Consider the following 14572-nt stretch of genomic DNA (forward strand, 5'->3'; position numbering starts at 1 on the left):
TGTTCAAGTACTCTCGGTTTACGCCAATCGGATAGGTCCATTGAACGGAAGTGGGAAAGAAATACTTCACGTACCTTATTAAGGCGGTAAAAATGTTCCTCTATACTTTCTCCCTCAAAGTGAGATAAATTGCCGTCAGTTCGATGTTCTAAAGGAAATAATGCGCTAATTTCAGGATCCCAATCTGTTTCAAGTACTTCTGCATATAACCAATCTGCCTCAATCAATGCAATGTGATACAAAAGAGTCCCAATTGATTGCCTTTCACCTAATTTCCTGTCAATTAAACTTTGGCTGATTCCAATTAATCTAGTTATGATAGTACGTCGAACATCCTCTAAACACCATAGCAATCGGCCAATCTCTTCTTCATATTCTGGTAATGAAGATACCAGTAAAACTTTTCTCTCCAACAAGATCATCCTCCTCTAGTTAAAATGCTTACATTCTATTAAAAATTGATGTTTCCTTCTTTTTTTAAAAAATCTTTCCGTATTTCACAATCTAGCCCTGTACCTGGACTGGTAATGGGCTTGTTTTGGTGTATTGAGGAAAACAGAAATAAAAAACACGTACAAAGAGCAATAGAGTAGGAGCAATTCTACCAAGGATTATATTCATTAAAAAGAGCCTTCCACATATTGATTGTGGAGGGCATATTTTTTAATCAATAATTGTTGCAATAATCTTCGGCATACCTAAATCATCTTTGCCAGCAAAAGTGCCGTATATTGTAACTTCATCACCTTCAACAATTTCTGTCATTGATAAATTTACAATGGTATATACACCAAACCCTTCACCTTCAGTGGTTGTAAGCATAAACTCTCCTCCAACGCCTTCAGATATAATAACCTTTATGACACCTTGCGCTTTCACTTTTGTATTCTCTGCTACTTCTCCACCATTAGCAGCTACAAAATCGATGGCTGTTGTTTCTTCTTTTAATTTAGCATTCAATTCTTCTTGTGTAGAGGAATCGGATTTATCTTCAGTTCCCTTGCTTGTTTCTTCAACCGGCGTGTCCTCTTTAGGAGCAGTATCTTTCTCATCACTACAAGCTCCAAACATTATAGCTGATACGATAGCTGCACTAAAAATTATTTTATTCACATAATCATCCTTTCTAGGTTTATTTCACCTTTAATTAGGATTAAAGACATCGTGAGTTTATTTATACTAAATGGAATTTTTATATTTTGGATAATTCGATATATTGTTTGATTCAAAAACCTCGTTTTAACGAGTTTCTTTTATATGTAAATAGGATTAGATAAATAGAGGAAAGAGATTTCTCTTGTTGAGGGATAAGCTGCAATTTAAAGGAGAAGGGGTACAAGACTTTTAGTTAAAGCTTGTACCCCAAATGTACCTCAAACAATAATGCAAGGATATACAAAAATACATACTGACTCAAATTGTATTTCTTCCTGAAGTTAGTAAAACAGCGAATTCGAGGAACCATAATACAATAAAAAGTTCCTTAATAATACTTCCACTATACCATGGGGGGAGCGAAATGAAGCAACAGTGACGTTTAAAATGTATTTAGAGGGTTAGTTTTTAAAAAATATCGGCTTATTCCTTAGCCGGAAAATAATGATCATCAAAAAATAACTCCAAATATTTTTTTATATGTACCTTAATCGGCTCTAAGGTGAAAGAATAGGGAAGTAAATAAAAGCGTTTTATCCCCAATTTATCTCCCTTAAAAAATCTAATAAAGGGAGATGGAAAGAGGGTCAGAAAAGTTAAAGAGTTGAGAATAGATGATGTAATTTTAAGCCAAGTTTGAGAGCTGGTAATTCCAAGGTGTAACTTTATTGATTCACTAAAGGTAAAAAGCTTACCTAAAAAGACAAAAATAAGCAAAATTAGCTGCGCCTGTTGTTGAAGAAGTAGACGTTCAAAAAATGATTCATTCAATTTTTATGAGTAAAAGGGATTTGGTATTTTTTCTTCCATCATTCATTTCACAGGCCTAAATTAGATTAAGGGCGTATTATACAAGCTAGTTGTATAAGCAATGCAATTAGCCATCGAAAGTAACAAAGTCAGCTGGAGCTATGTTGAAGGCATCTTGAAAAAAATGGGCTAATAAAAAGATTAAAACAGTCGAGCAAGCTGAGGCATTAAGGGCCTAATTCGAAGCCCAGGAGCAACAGCAGCATAACACACCTTATAAACATGCTTGTCAGAAAGTAGTTGTTGAATGGTTTGGTGAGCATAGGTAGGAAAAATCGACTTCTGGACTAACTTCTGTTACAGCACCTATTTAAGATTTTGAAGCTGAATGACAAAAGATGTTTGATAAGTTAAACACACAACTGTAGGAAAGTTGATGAAAATATCACTCTATCCATTTGTTTACGGCTTGGATAGAGAGTTTCATATCAAAACAGGGGCAGATTAAATGAGGTTGAAAAGATTTCTTTTTAAGAATGTAATCGAGGAAGGACCGAGAAAGATTATTCACAATGGAGTGCTGAATTTTGAAGTTGTTAGTAAGGGTTATTGTATCCGCAATACGCGTCCTTTCCAGATGAAGATTGAGGAGTCAGGCATGATTCATAATTTTTCGGACCGGATGGTGGTAGGAAAAAGGGAGGGCGGCAATTTCTATTTCTGGGAGAGGCGCATAATGATGGGCGCCTCAATTTCCCGGCTAGTATACTTCATAAGCTGCTAGAGCTCTGGAACAAGGGATATGATCCTGAGTGCATTTGCAACAAACTACGGATCAAACCAATCGAAATGGCGTTGATCGTGATGGATTTGAAGTATGCTGAAAAGCTGCCAAAGAGCAAGAACTGGTTTTTAGGCGGTAAGGAAATCGGAGCATAAGAAACATAAAAGTATTAAAAGCGCCTTTTAAACAACTGAGGATAGTCTGTAACTAGGCCGTCAGAATCTACCTCGATAATGGATTCAAATGTACCGCTCTTGTAATTGAATTTTCTTTTATTGTTAACGTCGTCCAGTAATTCATACCTTTGTTTAACTTTTTTATAAGTTAAGTCCGGAACATTAATGAAGGTCATTTCAAAATAATGAGGTACATTTTTACTCCAATTCATACGATTAATAGGCAAGGAATTAGTAAAAGGGGTACACGATATATCAATATCAATTGCTCCTTTTAATTCAAGGATTTCATCACCATTCTCCGTAAACCAATCGCCCTTACCATTAGATAATATATTGAGTTCTTTATTATTGTAACTATTTTCTATATGTAGCCGCTTTACTACCCAGTGAGGATCTAATGAAATTGTGTAATGACTTTTGGAAGGAATATTATTTTCTAACCTAATTACAGTACCGGAAACCTCTATAGAGTTTTCTGAGAAAAAGATTTCCATATATTCTGTACTGAAGATTTGAGTACTTTCCCAAATAATTGTCTTTTTTATCATGCTTGCACTCCCTTTTAGATAGGTAACTGTATTACCTTATTATAGCATTTAATAAAAAAGTTTACAGAAAACATAGATGTGTCATATTCCATGAATGGTACGTAGATAAAACTTTTGGAAAAAGCAGGAGAGCAGGTGTACCTATGGCTTATGCGTACAAACGCGGTGAAGATAACCCAAAATCAAATATGTTGAAAATGGTAGCAACCTTACAATCGATGATCAGCTGTGCCAGGTAGTGACGATTCGCAAGATTGAAGTCAGGAAAGGGCTTTTGAAGACGTTAGGGGTAAGTTTGTGCCGGTTGTAAAAACCTTAAAGTGGAGTAAAGAAAAAAGAAAGGGCTCTTCCATAAAGGAGAGCCCCTGACTATCTTAATCTGCTTCAATTCGAAGAGCTTGGATATCTTGGCAGTCTACTATAAGAGTTGAACCAGGTTCTGTTTCCTGATCAGTAAAGAAAGCACAGCAATTATTCCGATCTAGGAAAATAAAGACTACATCTTCTAGCACTTGCCCGCCTTTTAAGAAGACATCTACTTCAGTTTGTCTAGGTAACCGTCTTAACTGGTTACAAATACAACCTTTACACCGATTATTAGTGGGACGAATACTTTGATTGTTCCTACATTGAGTGCACATTTTCAGCCCTCCTTTTTAGCATATTTAAGATAAGACTAGTCTTACTTTATATACTATGAACTATAAAGGGAATAAAGTTGGTGATATACCTATAAAGAAAAAAATTCTTTTGTATTGAAATGTGTATAAGAAATGATCATAGTCAATTAAATAGTGTAGAAACAAATTATGTAATTGAGAATTTTGGGGAAAATAGTTGAATGTTAGAAATGCATAAATTTTTATTGAACAATTCGAGAAAAGAAAGGAGTAGGTGTCCGTATGTGATTTGCATACAAGCGCGGGGGAAATACCCTAAAGTCAAAGGCATTTACGAAAGTATTAGATGGCAAGACCAATTACGTGGAAAAGGGCAGCATCCTTACAATCGATGATCGTCCTTGCCAGGTCGACGATTTGGAAGATTGAGGTTGGGCACGGGATTGTGAAGGTTAGTGGGAAGCGTGTGCCGGTGTTGTTAGATCAATTGTATAAGGAGTCTACTCCGATTCGAAATCTCCTTAAAAAGTTGGTTATTCATCAAATTCGAACTAGTCCATACCAAAAGCTGCTTTAGCGGTTTTGATAATTTCATGGTAAGCTTCATGATAATGCTTAATATCAATGAAATTTAGTAGTGAAAGGATAGCAGTAACTTTCAAATCATCATTCCAAAAAGGCATTTGAGATTCGCCTTCAATAGTTACTTTAACTGTTTGACCGGTCTTAATTAATCCAGCTGTTATTGTTAACGTTTCATGTGCCATAAACAACACTCCTTCTTGGTTTAGTAAACAATTTATACCAAATGAATGGTCTTTGTAAAGTGGCAGCAAAAAAGCCGTGGCACATTGGATACGGCTCTCTACATTAAATTATTTACTTATTATTTTTTAGTAAGGATGAATATATCCCCATGATAGATGAAGAAATACTGGGAGAGATAAATAAACAATATGGATATGATGCTGTACAAATTTTACAAAGACAAAAAGAGAAGGCATGAAAGATAACCCGTTACTTTAATTGGTAACGGGTTTTTTTGTATTTATTCATCTTGCACTTTTTATAATCCAATGTTTTAACTCGTGTAAAAAGTCTAAATCAAAGTAATTGTTGAAATACGATTTAGCAGCGCTTTTTTTGACTGATTGTGCACTTTATCGCAATTTTTTTCTCTAAGCGTAAGCTTGTGTGAAGACAGATTTTGAGCAAGCGTTACTTCCTCTGAGTATTTAGCTAATATTTTACGAGTGCCTCGATCCGTATACAATTTCAAGTGAAAATTCAAGAAGTTCTGTTTACAAAATTAAAATCGTAACTTTTAAGTTGAACATGTTGTTTGAATTCCTTATGTATTTCAACTGGTGTGAGTATGGTACAAATATAGTTGTTTCTTGTTACGCTAACAGGGTTAGTAAAATAGGAAAGTTTAATAAAAAGAGAAAATTTAAAATTATTTAGGCCAAAACAGGTTTTCATTTGTCTAATAGATATAAGGCATACATAGAAAGGAAGAATAGCCATAATCCGTTTAATAAAAAAAGCACAAAAAGGGGATGATCAAGCATTCCTCAAGCTTTTTCAACAATACCAAGAAGATATATACCGAATAGCTTTCACTTATGTGAAAAATCAAAATGACGCTTTGGATGTAGTTCAGGAGACAGCATACCGTTCATTTAAAAAGATAGATACATTGAAAAGGCCTGAATATTTCAAGACGTGGTTAATCAAAATAGCCATCAATTGTGCAATTGAATTTGTTAGAAAAAATAAAAAGGTAATTCTATTAAAACCGGAGGATGAAGAGTTTATTGGTTCAGTTGATGAAGATGTTTCTCTTTCGATAACCCTCCAAGAATTACTTGATCGGTTAAATGAAGATGAAAAAGGCGTGGTAATTTTAAAATTCTACCAAGGTTATTCATTTAAAGAAATTGCGGATTTATTGAATATCCCTTTGGGAACGGCAAAGTCAGTTTTATATCGTGCATTACAAAAACTACGAAAAGATTTTAAGGAGACTGGTATTTGTGAATAACATAAAAAGGGAATTGGAGAAAATTGAAATTCCGAAAGAATTAAATAATAGAGCTGTATTAGGGGTTAAGCAAGCAAAAATGGAAAAAAGGAAAAAGAAAAGACACCCTAAATGGATACTTGGTTCAGTCGCTTCGGTGATGATTATTGGTGCAAGTTTTACTATTGGTGGTTCATACATTGCAGATGCAGCTCAATCATTAATTAGTCAACTATTTGGTTCGAAGGGAAATTTAATGCAAGCTTATCCCAATGAGAGTGAAGAGGAGATAGATTTCTTTGAACAACATATGATAATAGCAAAAGAGAATTTGACAGAAGAAGAGTTTAATAAGTATAGCCGATTATTTGAGGAGCAATCAAAAATATGGAGTAAGGTACAAAATGAAAATAGAGAGCCTGATGAGGAAGAAGCAAAGAGGTTACACCAAATTGGTGAATTACAGAAATCTTACGAAAATAAATTTGCACTGATCGAAGCCCAACAGTTTGCAAGTTACAGCATTACAAAACCAACACATATACCTGAGGGATATAAACAAGTTGACAAAGGCTTTTCCATTGTCAATAAGGGTGAAGAACCAATTGTTTCATTTGATTACAGCAATGGGGAGGCTATATTTTCAACACAACAGACGAGAATAAACCAACAGGTTGACATAGAAAAGGCTGATTTTTTCAGAAATCCTGAATCCTATTTTCTAAAGGGATTTCAGTTTGATTATGTTCCCTCTAAGGAAGAATGGCCGGTGAATGGTATGAGGGTAACAGTGCCGGAAAAACGGTACAAAGTCATAATAATGGCATATGCATTGACAAAAGAAGAAATGGAAAATGTACTACTGTCCATGATTGAAAAGTAAACGAATCTTTTAATATGGTGGCGATTGCGAATAGAAGGTCTATATTTATTTTCAAATCTTATCCATATAATTATGGGTAGTGGCAGCGACGCAGCTGGGTGGTCAGTCTGGGATGTGTAATGAAGTGGGGCGGGAAAATACTGTATAATCCTCATTTACCAAATAAACACCAGAGTAAAGATCATGTAAATTTACCCTTAATTTTTCTTCCCCCTCTTTAATCTTTATTTATTAAATACTTTAATACAGATTATCCAGTGATAAAATGCATAAAAAAGGGCCTTCCACAGATTAATGTGGGGGCTTTACTATATAAGGTAATGTATTAAGGGAATGAATGTTCTGGAATTAAAGTAGATGTAAAACGATTGGAAGTGTACATATGCGACATATCTTTGAATTGAAATCAATTGTATATTAATTAATCATTTTGGAACTTATGCTCCAAACACTAGAGCACGACAAAGCGCAGCGGGCCATTTTAAAAATGGCATCGGTTATGGAAGAATGAAGAGAAAACTAAGAGTATTTTTTATAATATTCTAAAGATTAAAAAGGACCTCTCCAAAAGTGGCTGCAAGATCGATTCTAGTACTAATGATGGGATGTTTACGGAATATCTTATACTACTAAGAGGTGAGACACACCGTTATACATATTCAAACATAGCTCTCAGAAACTGGTTCATGAAAGAAATGGAGCGGTTGCTAGGGAAGTTTTTTATAAAACCTGATTACAGAAAATAGAAAACCTCCCATTATTATCGGGAGGTCTTATACATTATTTGATTTCATAATCTTGACGACCTAATTCATCGCCCCCAATACCTTGGTTTGCAACTAATGTAATCGGAGTTTCTAAATCATCCATTTCATACGCAACGGCATTCTCTACAGTACCATCTTTTTTAATATTTTCTAATTGCGTATCTAAAAATCGGTCATCTGGCAGACCAGCAACTTCTAACTCGTTGACTGAATTTGGATTATTGTCTTGAATTGCAGTGAAGACAACAACCCAAGCAGTAGTTGGATCGATCTCTTTATCGCTTAGATTTGTAGTATTGTACCAAATAGCGAATACCGGTTTTTCTCCGTATTCATTACCTACTTCACCAGGTTGAATTACTTTTGTTTCAGTAATGTTTATTTTTAAATCGACTAATTTCGCCTCGTTATCTTTAAAATAAACATCCTTTGATTCCTCAGTAGCTTCTTTTTCTGTTCCTGTTTGTGTTTCTGCTACATCCTCGGAAGCGGGTGACTCTTTTTTAGAAGTTTCTTTTTCTTCTTCTCCACATGCACTCAGCATCAATGCTGAGACAATCGCTGCCCTAAAAATTAGTTTTTTCATAAAATCATCCTCTCTAGTAATATTTTACAATTAATTATAAGTGAAATCATTGATTAATTAATATCATTTATAAATTTTATAGATAAAATTAATAATAAAAGAATGCTGAAATTTGATTTTAGAGGAATATTTACATTGTCTAAGATGAAATAAAAAGGAGGATAAAAATGAAATTTGATAAGGCGGGAAAACGTAAACAGAGCCAAGGGGCAAAACTTATAGATCAAAGCTTGTACACAAAATGTACCCCAAACTATAATGCAAGGATATACAAAAATACATACTGACTCAAATTGTATTTCTTCCTGAAGTCAGTAAAACAGCGAATTCGAGGAACCATAATACAATAAAAATTTCCTTAATAATACTTCCACTATAATACGAGACCCATCAAAAGATGAAGTTGTATCTGCTATTTAATAGAAATTTTCTTGGTATACCTCAATTTGAGTATTTTATCGTTATTCAAAAGATACACTCGTTATGTTAAACGACAACTAAAGGTGTACATGTTTAGAAAATAATCGGATGTAAATATAACTTTCCTTACAGGTTATAGGATTATTCAGCTAGGCTTTAGTCGTGGCAATTCACAAGGGGGAACTGGTAGTAGGAGAGCAGTATTTACATAATCTGAGGTAACAAATGAATGGGGGAGTTAGTCGGCTGCATATTTGATGTCATAGGGCCGAAATTCAAGAAGATGCGCATTTGAAACTTAAGGGGGAATAAAGAAAAAAGAAAGGGCTCTTCCATAAAGGAGAGTCCCTGATTAACTTAATTTGCTCTCCCTTTACAATTGTGTTTAGGAGGATGACTATCTTTACAGCGATGTTTAGTAGAATGATTCCCTTTATGGTGATGTTTAGCAGGACGTCTCCCTTTATGGTGGCGTTTAGGAGGATGACTACGTTGCTTCTTCCTACATTGTTTGCACATCTTTAGCCCTCCTTTCCAGTGTATTTACGACAAGACTAGTCTTCTCGTAAATATTTTATGAACAATAAAAGGAATATGGTTGGTGATATACCTATAAAGAAATAATTTCTTTTATATTGAAAGGTATATAAACAAATGGACCCAAGAAATGGATTAAAGTTAATTACATAGTGGAGAAATAAATGATGTAATGGAGAGGTTAGAAGAAAAAAGTTGAATGTTAGAAATACATATTTTTTTTGCTGAATATGCTGAGCAAGAACAGCAGAAATATTTGTGAATTATTAAAAAGGGTAAAAGCCATCCCACATAGTTTGTAGGATGGCTCTTAAGATCAATTAGTAGTGTATTGATTAAAGGGTAAGCTCCTTTTTAACCAATTCTTAAAACTAATTGAGCTAACAATTGGATTGCTGCTTGAACTACTACGTCAATTTGAACTTCTGTTTGTCTAACAGTAATTCCGTCAGAGTCAATAATAGCAACTCTTTGTGATTCGGCCTGTGTAACTTCTAAACTTTGTGCTATTTTTTGAAGATTTTTTACATCAGCATTATCATTTGAACCTAGTACTACAATTGCAGCTTCGATAGCAGCTTGCAAGGCCGCTTGAACTAACACAAGCCCTTGAACTTCAGTTTGTGTTACATCGACAGTATGAGAGTTACGAATAAATAATCCTTGATCCTGATATTGATTTACTTCTAGATTATTTTCAGCTTTTTGTGGAGCTTGTTTATTATTTCCTTGGCTTGGCATAAATTAGCCTTCTCCTTTCTGTATTGTTTTGTCTTACCTTCATAGATTATTCACCAGCAGGAAAAAGCTATAGACGAATATCTTAGATGCCTATTAATTATTCTGGGGAGATTAGCTTTTAATCTAAAAACGATTAGACAGCTACTTAAAACGGCCAGAGCAAATATTTAATTAGAAGAGCGTTAAAAAAGATGTAAGTTGATGGAAAAATAAAAAAAGCCGATTTACTAATTGAAAATCGACCAGAATAATGGCATATCTTTTAAAAGAAAATAAAAGTTTATACAACGTTGAAAGCTAGCACCCACACGTAACATTTCTATAAAAGATATTATTAAAGGGTCACTCCAAAAGAAGTAACCCTTAACAGAAATATCATTTGAATTTTTTAGGATTCTCAACTTTGATTGAAGCAACTTCTCCACAGCTTTTACAAAAAGTCATAATAAGCGGGGATCCTACGGCCATTATGGAGCCTATTGGCCTTATATTACCTTGACTGCTAGTGCCGCCAACTTGTCCAGTTGTAAAAGTATCACTGCCACAAGCTTTACAAACTAATTTTTCGTTTCCCATAGTTTCACCTCTCTATGTAATATATACAAATATTAACATAGAAATCTTGGCGAATCGGCTGTGGCTCCCTATTTTTTAAATGGTTCAGCAAATTTGGTCTAGCATACAATCAGGCTTTTTGAATTCATCCTGTACCAGTATTTTATTATAAGCAGTTAAAAGTTATAGTAGCTGTGGAGAAGATGGCATGAAAAAGGAGGGTGATATTTTTAGTTACATCTGAGGAGCATCCATACCATATTTTGCCCATTCTTCTTTAGACGGGCCGTAAATACCTGGGACGTCTAATCCAGCTTGTCTCATAAGAACTGTCATTTGGCCGCGATGGTGGCTTTGGTGCTGGAGTAAAAACATTAACAGTGAACCATTAGGTATTTGTTGACCTAGAAATTCAATATTTTCACCCATTATGCTGTCATTCCATTGTGTTTTCAGGGCCTGTATAAATGCGGTGCTGGTTTGAAGATAACTATCTGCTATAAATTGAGCGGAAGCTGGTACAGGATAATCTTTAGCCGGGGCTTCGAACGCTAAGCTTGTATTTAAGGTAATAACACGGATAGCAGTAACTATATGCCAAGCAATACGTCCTAAAGTCCAGTTTTCTGTAGTTATTTCTTGTTTCAGCGATTCATCAGTAAGGGTATTCAGCAATTTTTGAGTAGCATTGGCTTCGAACTCCCAAGTTGCTAAAAAATGATCTAAAGTTTGGAACATAAAAATCCTCCTAGCAAAAATTTTTCTTACCGAGCATCTATAGCCAATTATACTCTTCATAGTAGGGAATAGAACTGGCCGGAAATTTTGAAAATGAGCAATAAAAAAGTCGTGTACTTGGCAGCGGCCTTTTATAAAGTAAAAAACTTGAAAGGGGATATAGAAATTCATTTTTACTTGACGTATAAATAGTGAAAAAAAGCTTACTATTCTTTACTCCAACCATATCGTTGTTGATTACCCATCCAAGAACTAACATCTCTCCACTTTAGTTGTTGGGCGGAAATCAAGTTAACTGGGGAAATACCTCTATTAGGATACCAGTCAATGTTGTCAGTCCAATGAAAACTGTCATCCTCAAACAGGATTTTTGCTTCATAAATGATGGAATCATGATTTTTAGGACTGGGAGAAATACAGAATTGTGTTACTCCTTCAAATAATAATTCAATCGCTGAGGGATTAGCGTATTGCCGCTGAAAAAGAATACGGATTGTAGTATCAAGATTAACCGATATAGACATAGATAGGCTTTCATTAACATAGCTGCCTGTCGACATATATAGTTCTTTTAAACAACTATCATGAAAGTTTCCAAAAGTATTTAGTAAGTTTCCAACATCCTCGTTATTTTTTACTTCTTTCCAACTCATCGTCAGCACCAGCCAATCTTTTTTTATACTATTCTAAGCTAATTATCTGCAGATTTTTTCCTTCTACGTAGCAATATCGCCATGAATAAAAAAATTGTGACACATAAAGAGTAAAAAGAATTTTCAAGTAAAGCCCAACTATCATTTTTAAAATAATCCCAAAATGTTGTAAAAGTAAGCAGTGTTATAAAGAAAGTAATAAAAAAGAATTTGCCGAATTTCGTCAATTGAAGCATCTCCCATTATGTATTTTATGTAAATTGTACCAAAGGAAGCGGCCATATTGATAGGTGGCAATTGAACGAAAATGCTCAGTATAGTTTTAGTCTGATGCCCAATACTAAACCTGTTTCAACATTCATTATTAACGAAAAGGAGGTTTTGCGTAATGAGATTCCTTACATTGGGCGTAATCGGAGCAGCTATTTGGGGTATCGCTAAAGGAATGCAGAATGGTACTCTTAAACAGTTTACAAAAGATATTTCAAATAAATTGAATATGCAGAACGCACAGCAAATGATGCAGCCTTTGCAGCAAATGGCACAGCCTTTCCAGCAGATGAACGATTCTTCCCACCCCATTCCACAGCACAATCAACAGATGAATCAATCTTCAAAGTAAGGGACAGCACCTTTATAAGCTACAGATGATAATACTTTGTTATCTACATTGTAAAGTTATTACTCCTTCCCCCTATAGACCTTAGTTTTGGTCTATAGGTTTCTATATCAATAAAGTAGTGTAACGGTTCTTTTTGGATCATGCAGGAAAATGGTAAGAGAACTTGAGGGACTACATAGAAAAATAATTTTATGGAGATTATTATATACAGCCTGCATATTTTAGCGGAAAGCATACAGCTAAAAAGATACATTTACTATGGCATCCTGCTTTTAGATAGGTTTTCAAAACTTCATTCTAATAGTGGCCAAGCAGAAGCATGCAGGAAGAAACAATCTGGTTGGAAGCGAACAAGTTTAAATTACGCCAAAAAGGAAAAGTTAATTTATATGGAGGTGATTATTTTGGCAGAAGAAAAGCGAGATAAAAATAAAATGGATCAAATACATGCATCTAATCTAAATCCTGATGATTTGGATATTCGGGAAGAAAATGATATGACGAAGGAACAAAAGATGAACTCTCCTGAAGCGAAAATGCAGAACGATAAAGGATCAGCATCAAATAATAAATAAAATTGCTAAGAATGATGTAAAAAAAACTGCCACAATCTTTAGATTGTGGTTTTTTGCTTTTGAGGGCAAAATGATTATATTCTGCCACCAGTACAATATTAACTCTTTATGCGCTTTTATTTTAAATTCATTTTCCCATAGCAAAAGGGGATAGTAAGTAGGTTGTCCTTTGTCAAAAAGTGTGTTTTACTTTCATAGAAAATAATAATGCGAATTGAGGTTTTTTATGCAACAAGAGAAACGATGGCAGGCAGGAGTCATCATTGCGGCGATTTTTTTCGTCTCACTAAACTTGCGGCCCTCTATCACAAGTATCGGCCCGCTTCTGAATACGATTACAAAAGACTTGAATATTACCAATACGCAGGTGAGCCTTCTAACATCTATCCCGGTATTTTGTATGGGACTGTTTGCGACGCTTGCTGTACCGGTATTGAGGAAATTCGGATATAAATGGGCCATCAATCTGTTAATAATTGCAATCGGAATTTCAACTTGTTCAAGAATGTACTTCGGAAGTTATAAGGCGCTTATTTTAACAAGCTTCGTAGCAGGATTTTCAATTGCTATCATTAGCCCGATGATCAATGCGTTCATTAAAGAGCGATTTTCAACGAAAATAGAGCCTGTTATAGGTGTATATTCCTTTTCTATGGGTGCAGGTGCTTCGTTAAGTGCGGGATTTACAAGTATATTCTTTCAGCGCTTTGATTCCTGGCAGATTGCTCTAGGCATTTGGGGATTTCTTTCAGTACCGGCACTTCTCTTATGGACATTGTCGGCTAGGCAAAAGGGAAGGCCGACAGTAAGACAAATTGATACGAAAGAAGCCCGGAATCCGTGGAAAACGAAACAGGCCTGGAAGATATTGCTGTTTTTTGGTCTGCAGACTTCTACGTTTTTCAGCTTAACGACATGGCTTTCACCAGTTGCACAAGAGCAGGGCTTTTCTCTAGTAACAGCTGCATCTGTCCTGACAACGATGTCCATCGTACAAATCATTGGAAACTTGATAATCCCCATTCTTGTCAACCGGTTTCCAAATCGGATTTACTGGCTTTATGGTCTGCTTATGATCGGTGTGTGCGGCGGTGGGGTTCTGCTTATCAATGCTGACTGGGCAATATGGACAGGTGCTGTTTTGTTTGGAGTATCTTTATCAGGTCTTTTCCCAATTGGGTTGATGCTGCCGCTTGATGAAGCTAGAAATAACGAAGAGGCGAGTTCCTGGAGCTCTATGGTATTATCCGGGGGCTTTATGATGAGTGCCATTGTACCACTGCTGATTGGTGCTGCCTATGATGTCACAGGAACACACGATGTGTCAAAACGAATATTTATTTCGTTGTTTTTACTAATGTTTCTTGCTGTATATATGGTTCAGGCCAATAAACGTCATGTATAATAGAAGGCAGTTCGGGAAACCGGGCTGCTTT

Annotated in this window: 17 protein-coding genes; 6 read left to right on the top strand and 11 right to left on the bottom strand. The window is 35.2% G+C overall.

Annotated features, from left to right (window positions below):
- The 5 genes from BOD01S_RS12230 to BOD01S_RS24000 all read right to left on the bottom strand — a co-directional run.
- The coding region (locus BOD01S_RS12230; protein WP_156475392.1) for a damage-inducible protein DinB at positions 1-416 on the bottom strand (416 nt) is incomplete at its 3' end.
- A gap of 247 nt (positions 417-663) precedes the next feature.
- Positions 664-1113 carry a hypothetical protein gene (locus tag BOD01S_RS12235; RefSeq protein WP_052124998.1) on the bottom strand — a complete coding sequence of 150 codons (450 nt, stop codon included), beginning with the start codon at positions 1111-1113 and terminating at the stop codon, positions 664-666.
- A gap of 465 nt (positions 1114-1578) precedes the next feature.
- Positions 1579-1926 (bottom strand): hypothetical protein, encoded by a 348-nt coding sequence (locus BOD01S_RS23330; protein ID WP_036158847.1) that lies wholly within the window; start codon positions 1924-1926, stop codon positions 1579-1581.
- 932 nt (positions 1927-2858) lie between these two features.
- Positions 2859-3416, bottom strand: coding sequence for a putative glycolipid-binding domain-containing protein (locus tag BOD01S_RS12250; RefSeq protein ID WP_052124999.1), 558 nt, complete (start codon positions 3414-3416; stop codon positions 2859-2861).
- A 374-nt stretch (positions 3417-3790) separates the two neighbouring features.
- Entirely contained in the window at positions 3791-3928 is a 138-nt protein-coding gene (locus BOD01S_RS24000) for a hypothetical protein (protein ID WP_407656001.1), read from the bottom strand.
- Between the two features lie 454 nt (positions 3929-4382).
- On the opposite strand from BOD01S_RS24000, the gene BOD01S_RS22990 reads away from it, so the two are divergent.
- On the top strand, positions 4383-4613 hold the full coding sequence (locus BOD01S_RS22990; RefSeq protein WP_143815025.1) for a hypothetical protein: 231 nt from the start codon (positions 4383-4385) through the stop codon (positions 4611-4613).
- On the opposite strand, the gene BOD01S_RS12260 is transcribed toward BOD01S_RS22990, so the two are convergent.
- The gene (locus BOD01S_RS12260) at positions 4588-4803 is read right to left on the bottom strand and encodes a hypothetical protein (protein WP_036158854.1); all 216 of its coding nucleotides are present in this window, start codon (positions 4801-4803) and stop codon (positions 4588-4590) included. The genes BOD01S_RS22990 and BOD01S_RS12260 overlap by 26 nt on opposite strands.
- A gap of 770 nt (positions 4804-5573) precedes the next feature.
- Between BOD01S_RS12260 and BOD01S_RS12265 the strand changes: the two genes are divergently transcribed.
- On the top strand, positions 5574-6080 hold the full coding sequence (locus BOD01S_RS12265; RefSeq protein WP_322786811.1) for a sigma-70 family RNA polymerase sigma factor: 507 nt from the start codon (positions 5574-5576) through the stop codon (positions 6078-6080).
- Positions 6073-6942: a hypothetical protein gene (locus tag BOD01S_RS12270; RefSeq protein WP_036158858.1), complete on the top strand. Its 870-nt coding sequence runs from the start codon at positions 6073-6075 to the stop codon at positions 6940-6942. Before BOD01S_RS12265 ends, BOD01S_RS12270 begins: the two co-directional genes overlap by 8 nt.
- 780 nt (positions 6943-7722) lie before the next feature.
- Here BOD01S_RS12270 and BOD01S_RS12275 read toward each other — a convergent pair.
- The 5 genes from BOD01S_RS12275 to BOD01S_RS12295 form a co-directional block, all read right to left on the bottom strand.
- Positions 7723-8295 (bottom strand): DUF5067 domain-containing protein, encoded by a 573-nt coding sequence (locus BOD01S_RS12275; RefSeq protein WP_036158859.1) that lies wholly within the window; start codon positions 8293-8295, stop codon positions 7723-7725.
- A 1311-nt stretch (positions 8296-9606) separates the two neighbouring features.
- Positions 9607-9993 (bottom strand): spore coat protein, encoded by a 387-nt coding sequence (locus BOD01S_RS12280; protein WP_036158861.1) that lies wholly within the window; start codon positions 9991-9993, stop codon positions 9607-9609.
- 375 nt (positions 9994-10368) lie between these two features.
- Positions 10369-10569 carry a hypothetical protein gene (locus BOD01S_RS12285; protein ID WP_036158863.1) on the bottom strand — a complete coding sequence of 67 codons (201 nt, stop codon included), beginning with the start codon at positions 10567-10569 and terminating at the stop codon, positions 10369-10371.
- Positions 10570-10782: 213 nt separating this feature from the next.
- On the bottom strand, positions 10783-11286 hold the full coding sequence (locus BOD01S_RS12290; protein ID WP_036158865.1) for a DinB family protein: 504 nt from the start codon (positions 11284-11286) through the stop codon (positions 10783-10785).
- Positions 11287-11492: 206 nt separating this feature from the next.
- On the bottom strand, positions 11493-11939 hold the full coding sequence (locus BOD01S_RS12295; RefSeq protein WP_036158867.1) for a hypothetical protein: 447 nt from the start codon (positions 11937-11939) through the stop codon (positions 11493-11495).
- A gap of 388 nt (positions 11940-12327) precedes the next feature.
- Between BOD01S_RS12295 and BOD01S_RS12305 the strand changes: the two genes are divergently transcribed.
- From BOD01S_RS12305 to BOD01S_RS12315, 3 genes are all read left to right on the top strand, one after another.
- Complete coding sequence (locus BOD01S_RS12305) at positions 12328-12561, top strand: hypothetical protein (RefSeq protein ID WP_036158871.1); 234 nt, start codon at positions 12328-12330, stop codon at positions 12559-12561.
- A gap of 191 nt (positions 12562-12752) precedes the next feature.
- Positions 12753-13136, top strand: a complete 384-nt coding sequence (locus BOD01S_RS22995; protein ID WP_036158873.1) for a hypothetical protein — start codon at positions 12753-12755, stop codon at positions 13134-13136.
- 226 nt (positions 13137-13362) lie between these two features.
- Positions 13363-14541: an MFS transporter gene (locus BOD01S_RS12315; protein ID WP_036158874.1), complete on the top strand. Its 1179-nt coding sequence runs from the start codon at positions 13363-13365 to the stop codon at positions 14539-14541.
- Positions 14542-14572: the final 31 nt, after the last annotated feature.

Source organism: Lysinibacillus odysseyi 34hs-1 = NBRC 100172 (assembly GCF_001591965.1).
Taxonomy (GTDB): Bacteria; Bacillota; Bacilli; order Bacillales_A; family Planococcaceae; genus Lysinibacillus_B; species Lysinibacillus_B odysseyi.

Excerpts from the sequence above, each read along its gene's own strand:
- BOD01S_RS12250 (WP_052124999.1), bottom strand. The coding sequence starts at position 3,416 with ATGATAAAAAAGACAATTATTTGGGAAAGTACTCAAATCTTCAGTACA.
- BOD01S_RS22990 (WP_143815025.1), top strand. The coding sequence starts at position 4,383 with ATGGCAAGACCAATTACGTGGAAAAGGGCAGCATCCTTACAATCGATG.
- BOD01S_RS12305 (WP_036158871.1), top strand. The coding sequence starts at position 12,328 with ATGAGATTCCTTACATTGGGCGTAATCGGAGCAGCTATTTGGGGTATC.
- BOD01S_RS12285 (WP_036158863.1), bottom strand. The coding sequence starts at position 10,569 with ATGGGAAACGAAAAATTAGTTTGTAAAGCTTGTGGCAGTGATACTTTT.
- BOD01S_RS12295 (WP_036158867.1), bottom strand. The coding sequence starts at position 11,939 with ATGAGTTGGAAAGAAGTAAAAAATAACGAGGATGTTGGAAACTTACTA.
- BOD01S_RS12275 (WP_036158859.1), bottom strand. The coding sequence starts at position 8,295 with ATGAAAAAACTAATTTTTAGGGCAGCGATTGTCTCAGCATTGATGCTG.
- BOD01S_RS12290 (WP_036158865.1), bottom strand. The coding sequence starts at position 11,286 with ATGTTCCAAACTTTAGATCATTTTTTAGCAACTTGGGAGTTCGAAGCC.
- BOD01S_RS12280 (WP_036158861.1), bottom strand. The coding sequence starts at position 9,993 with ATGCCAAGCCAAGGAAATAATAAACAAGCTCCACAAAAAGCTGAAAAT.
- BOD01S_RS12260 (WP_036158854.1), bottom strand. The coding sequence starts at position 4,803 with ATGGCACATGAAACGTTAACAATAACAGCTGGATTAATTAAGACCGGT.
- BOD01S_RS12315 (WP_036158874.1), top strand. The coding sequence starts at position 13,363 with ATGCAACAAGAGAAACGATGGCAGGCAGGAGTCATCATTGCGGCGATT.
- BOD01S_RS22995 (WP_036158873.1), top strand. The coding sequence starts at position 12,753 with ATGGAGATTATTATATACAGCCTGCATATTTTAGCGGAAAGCATACAG.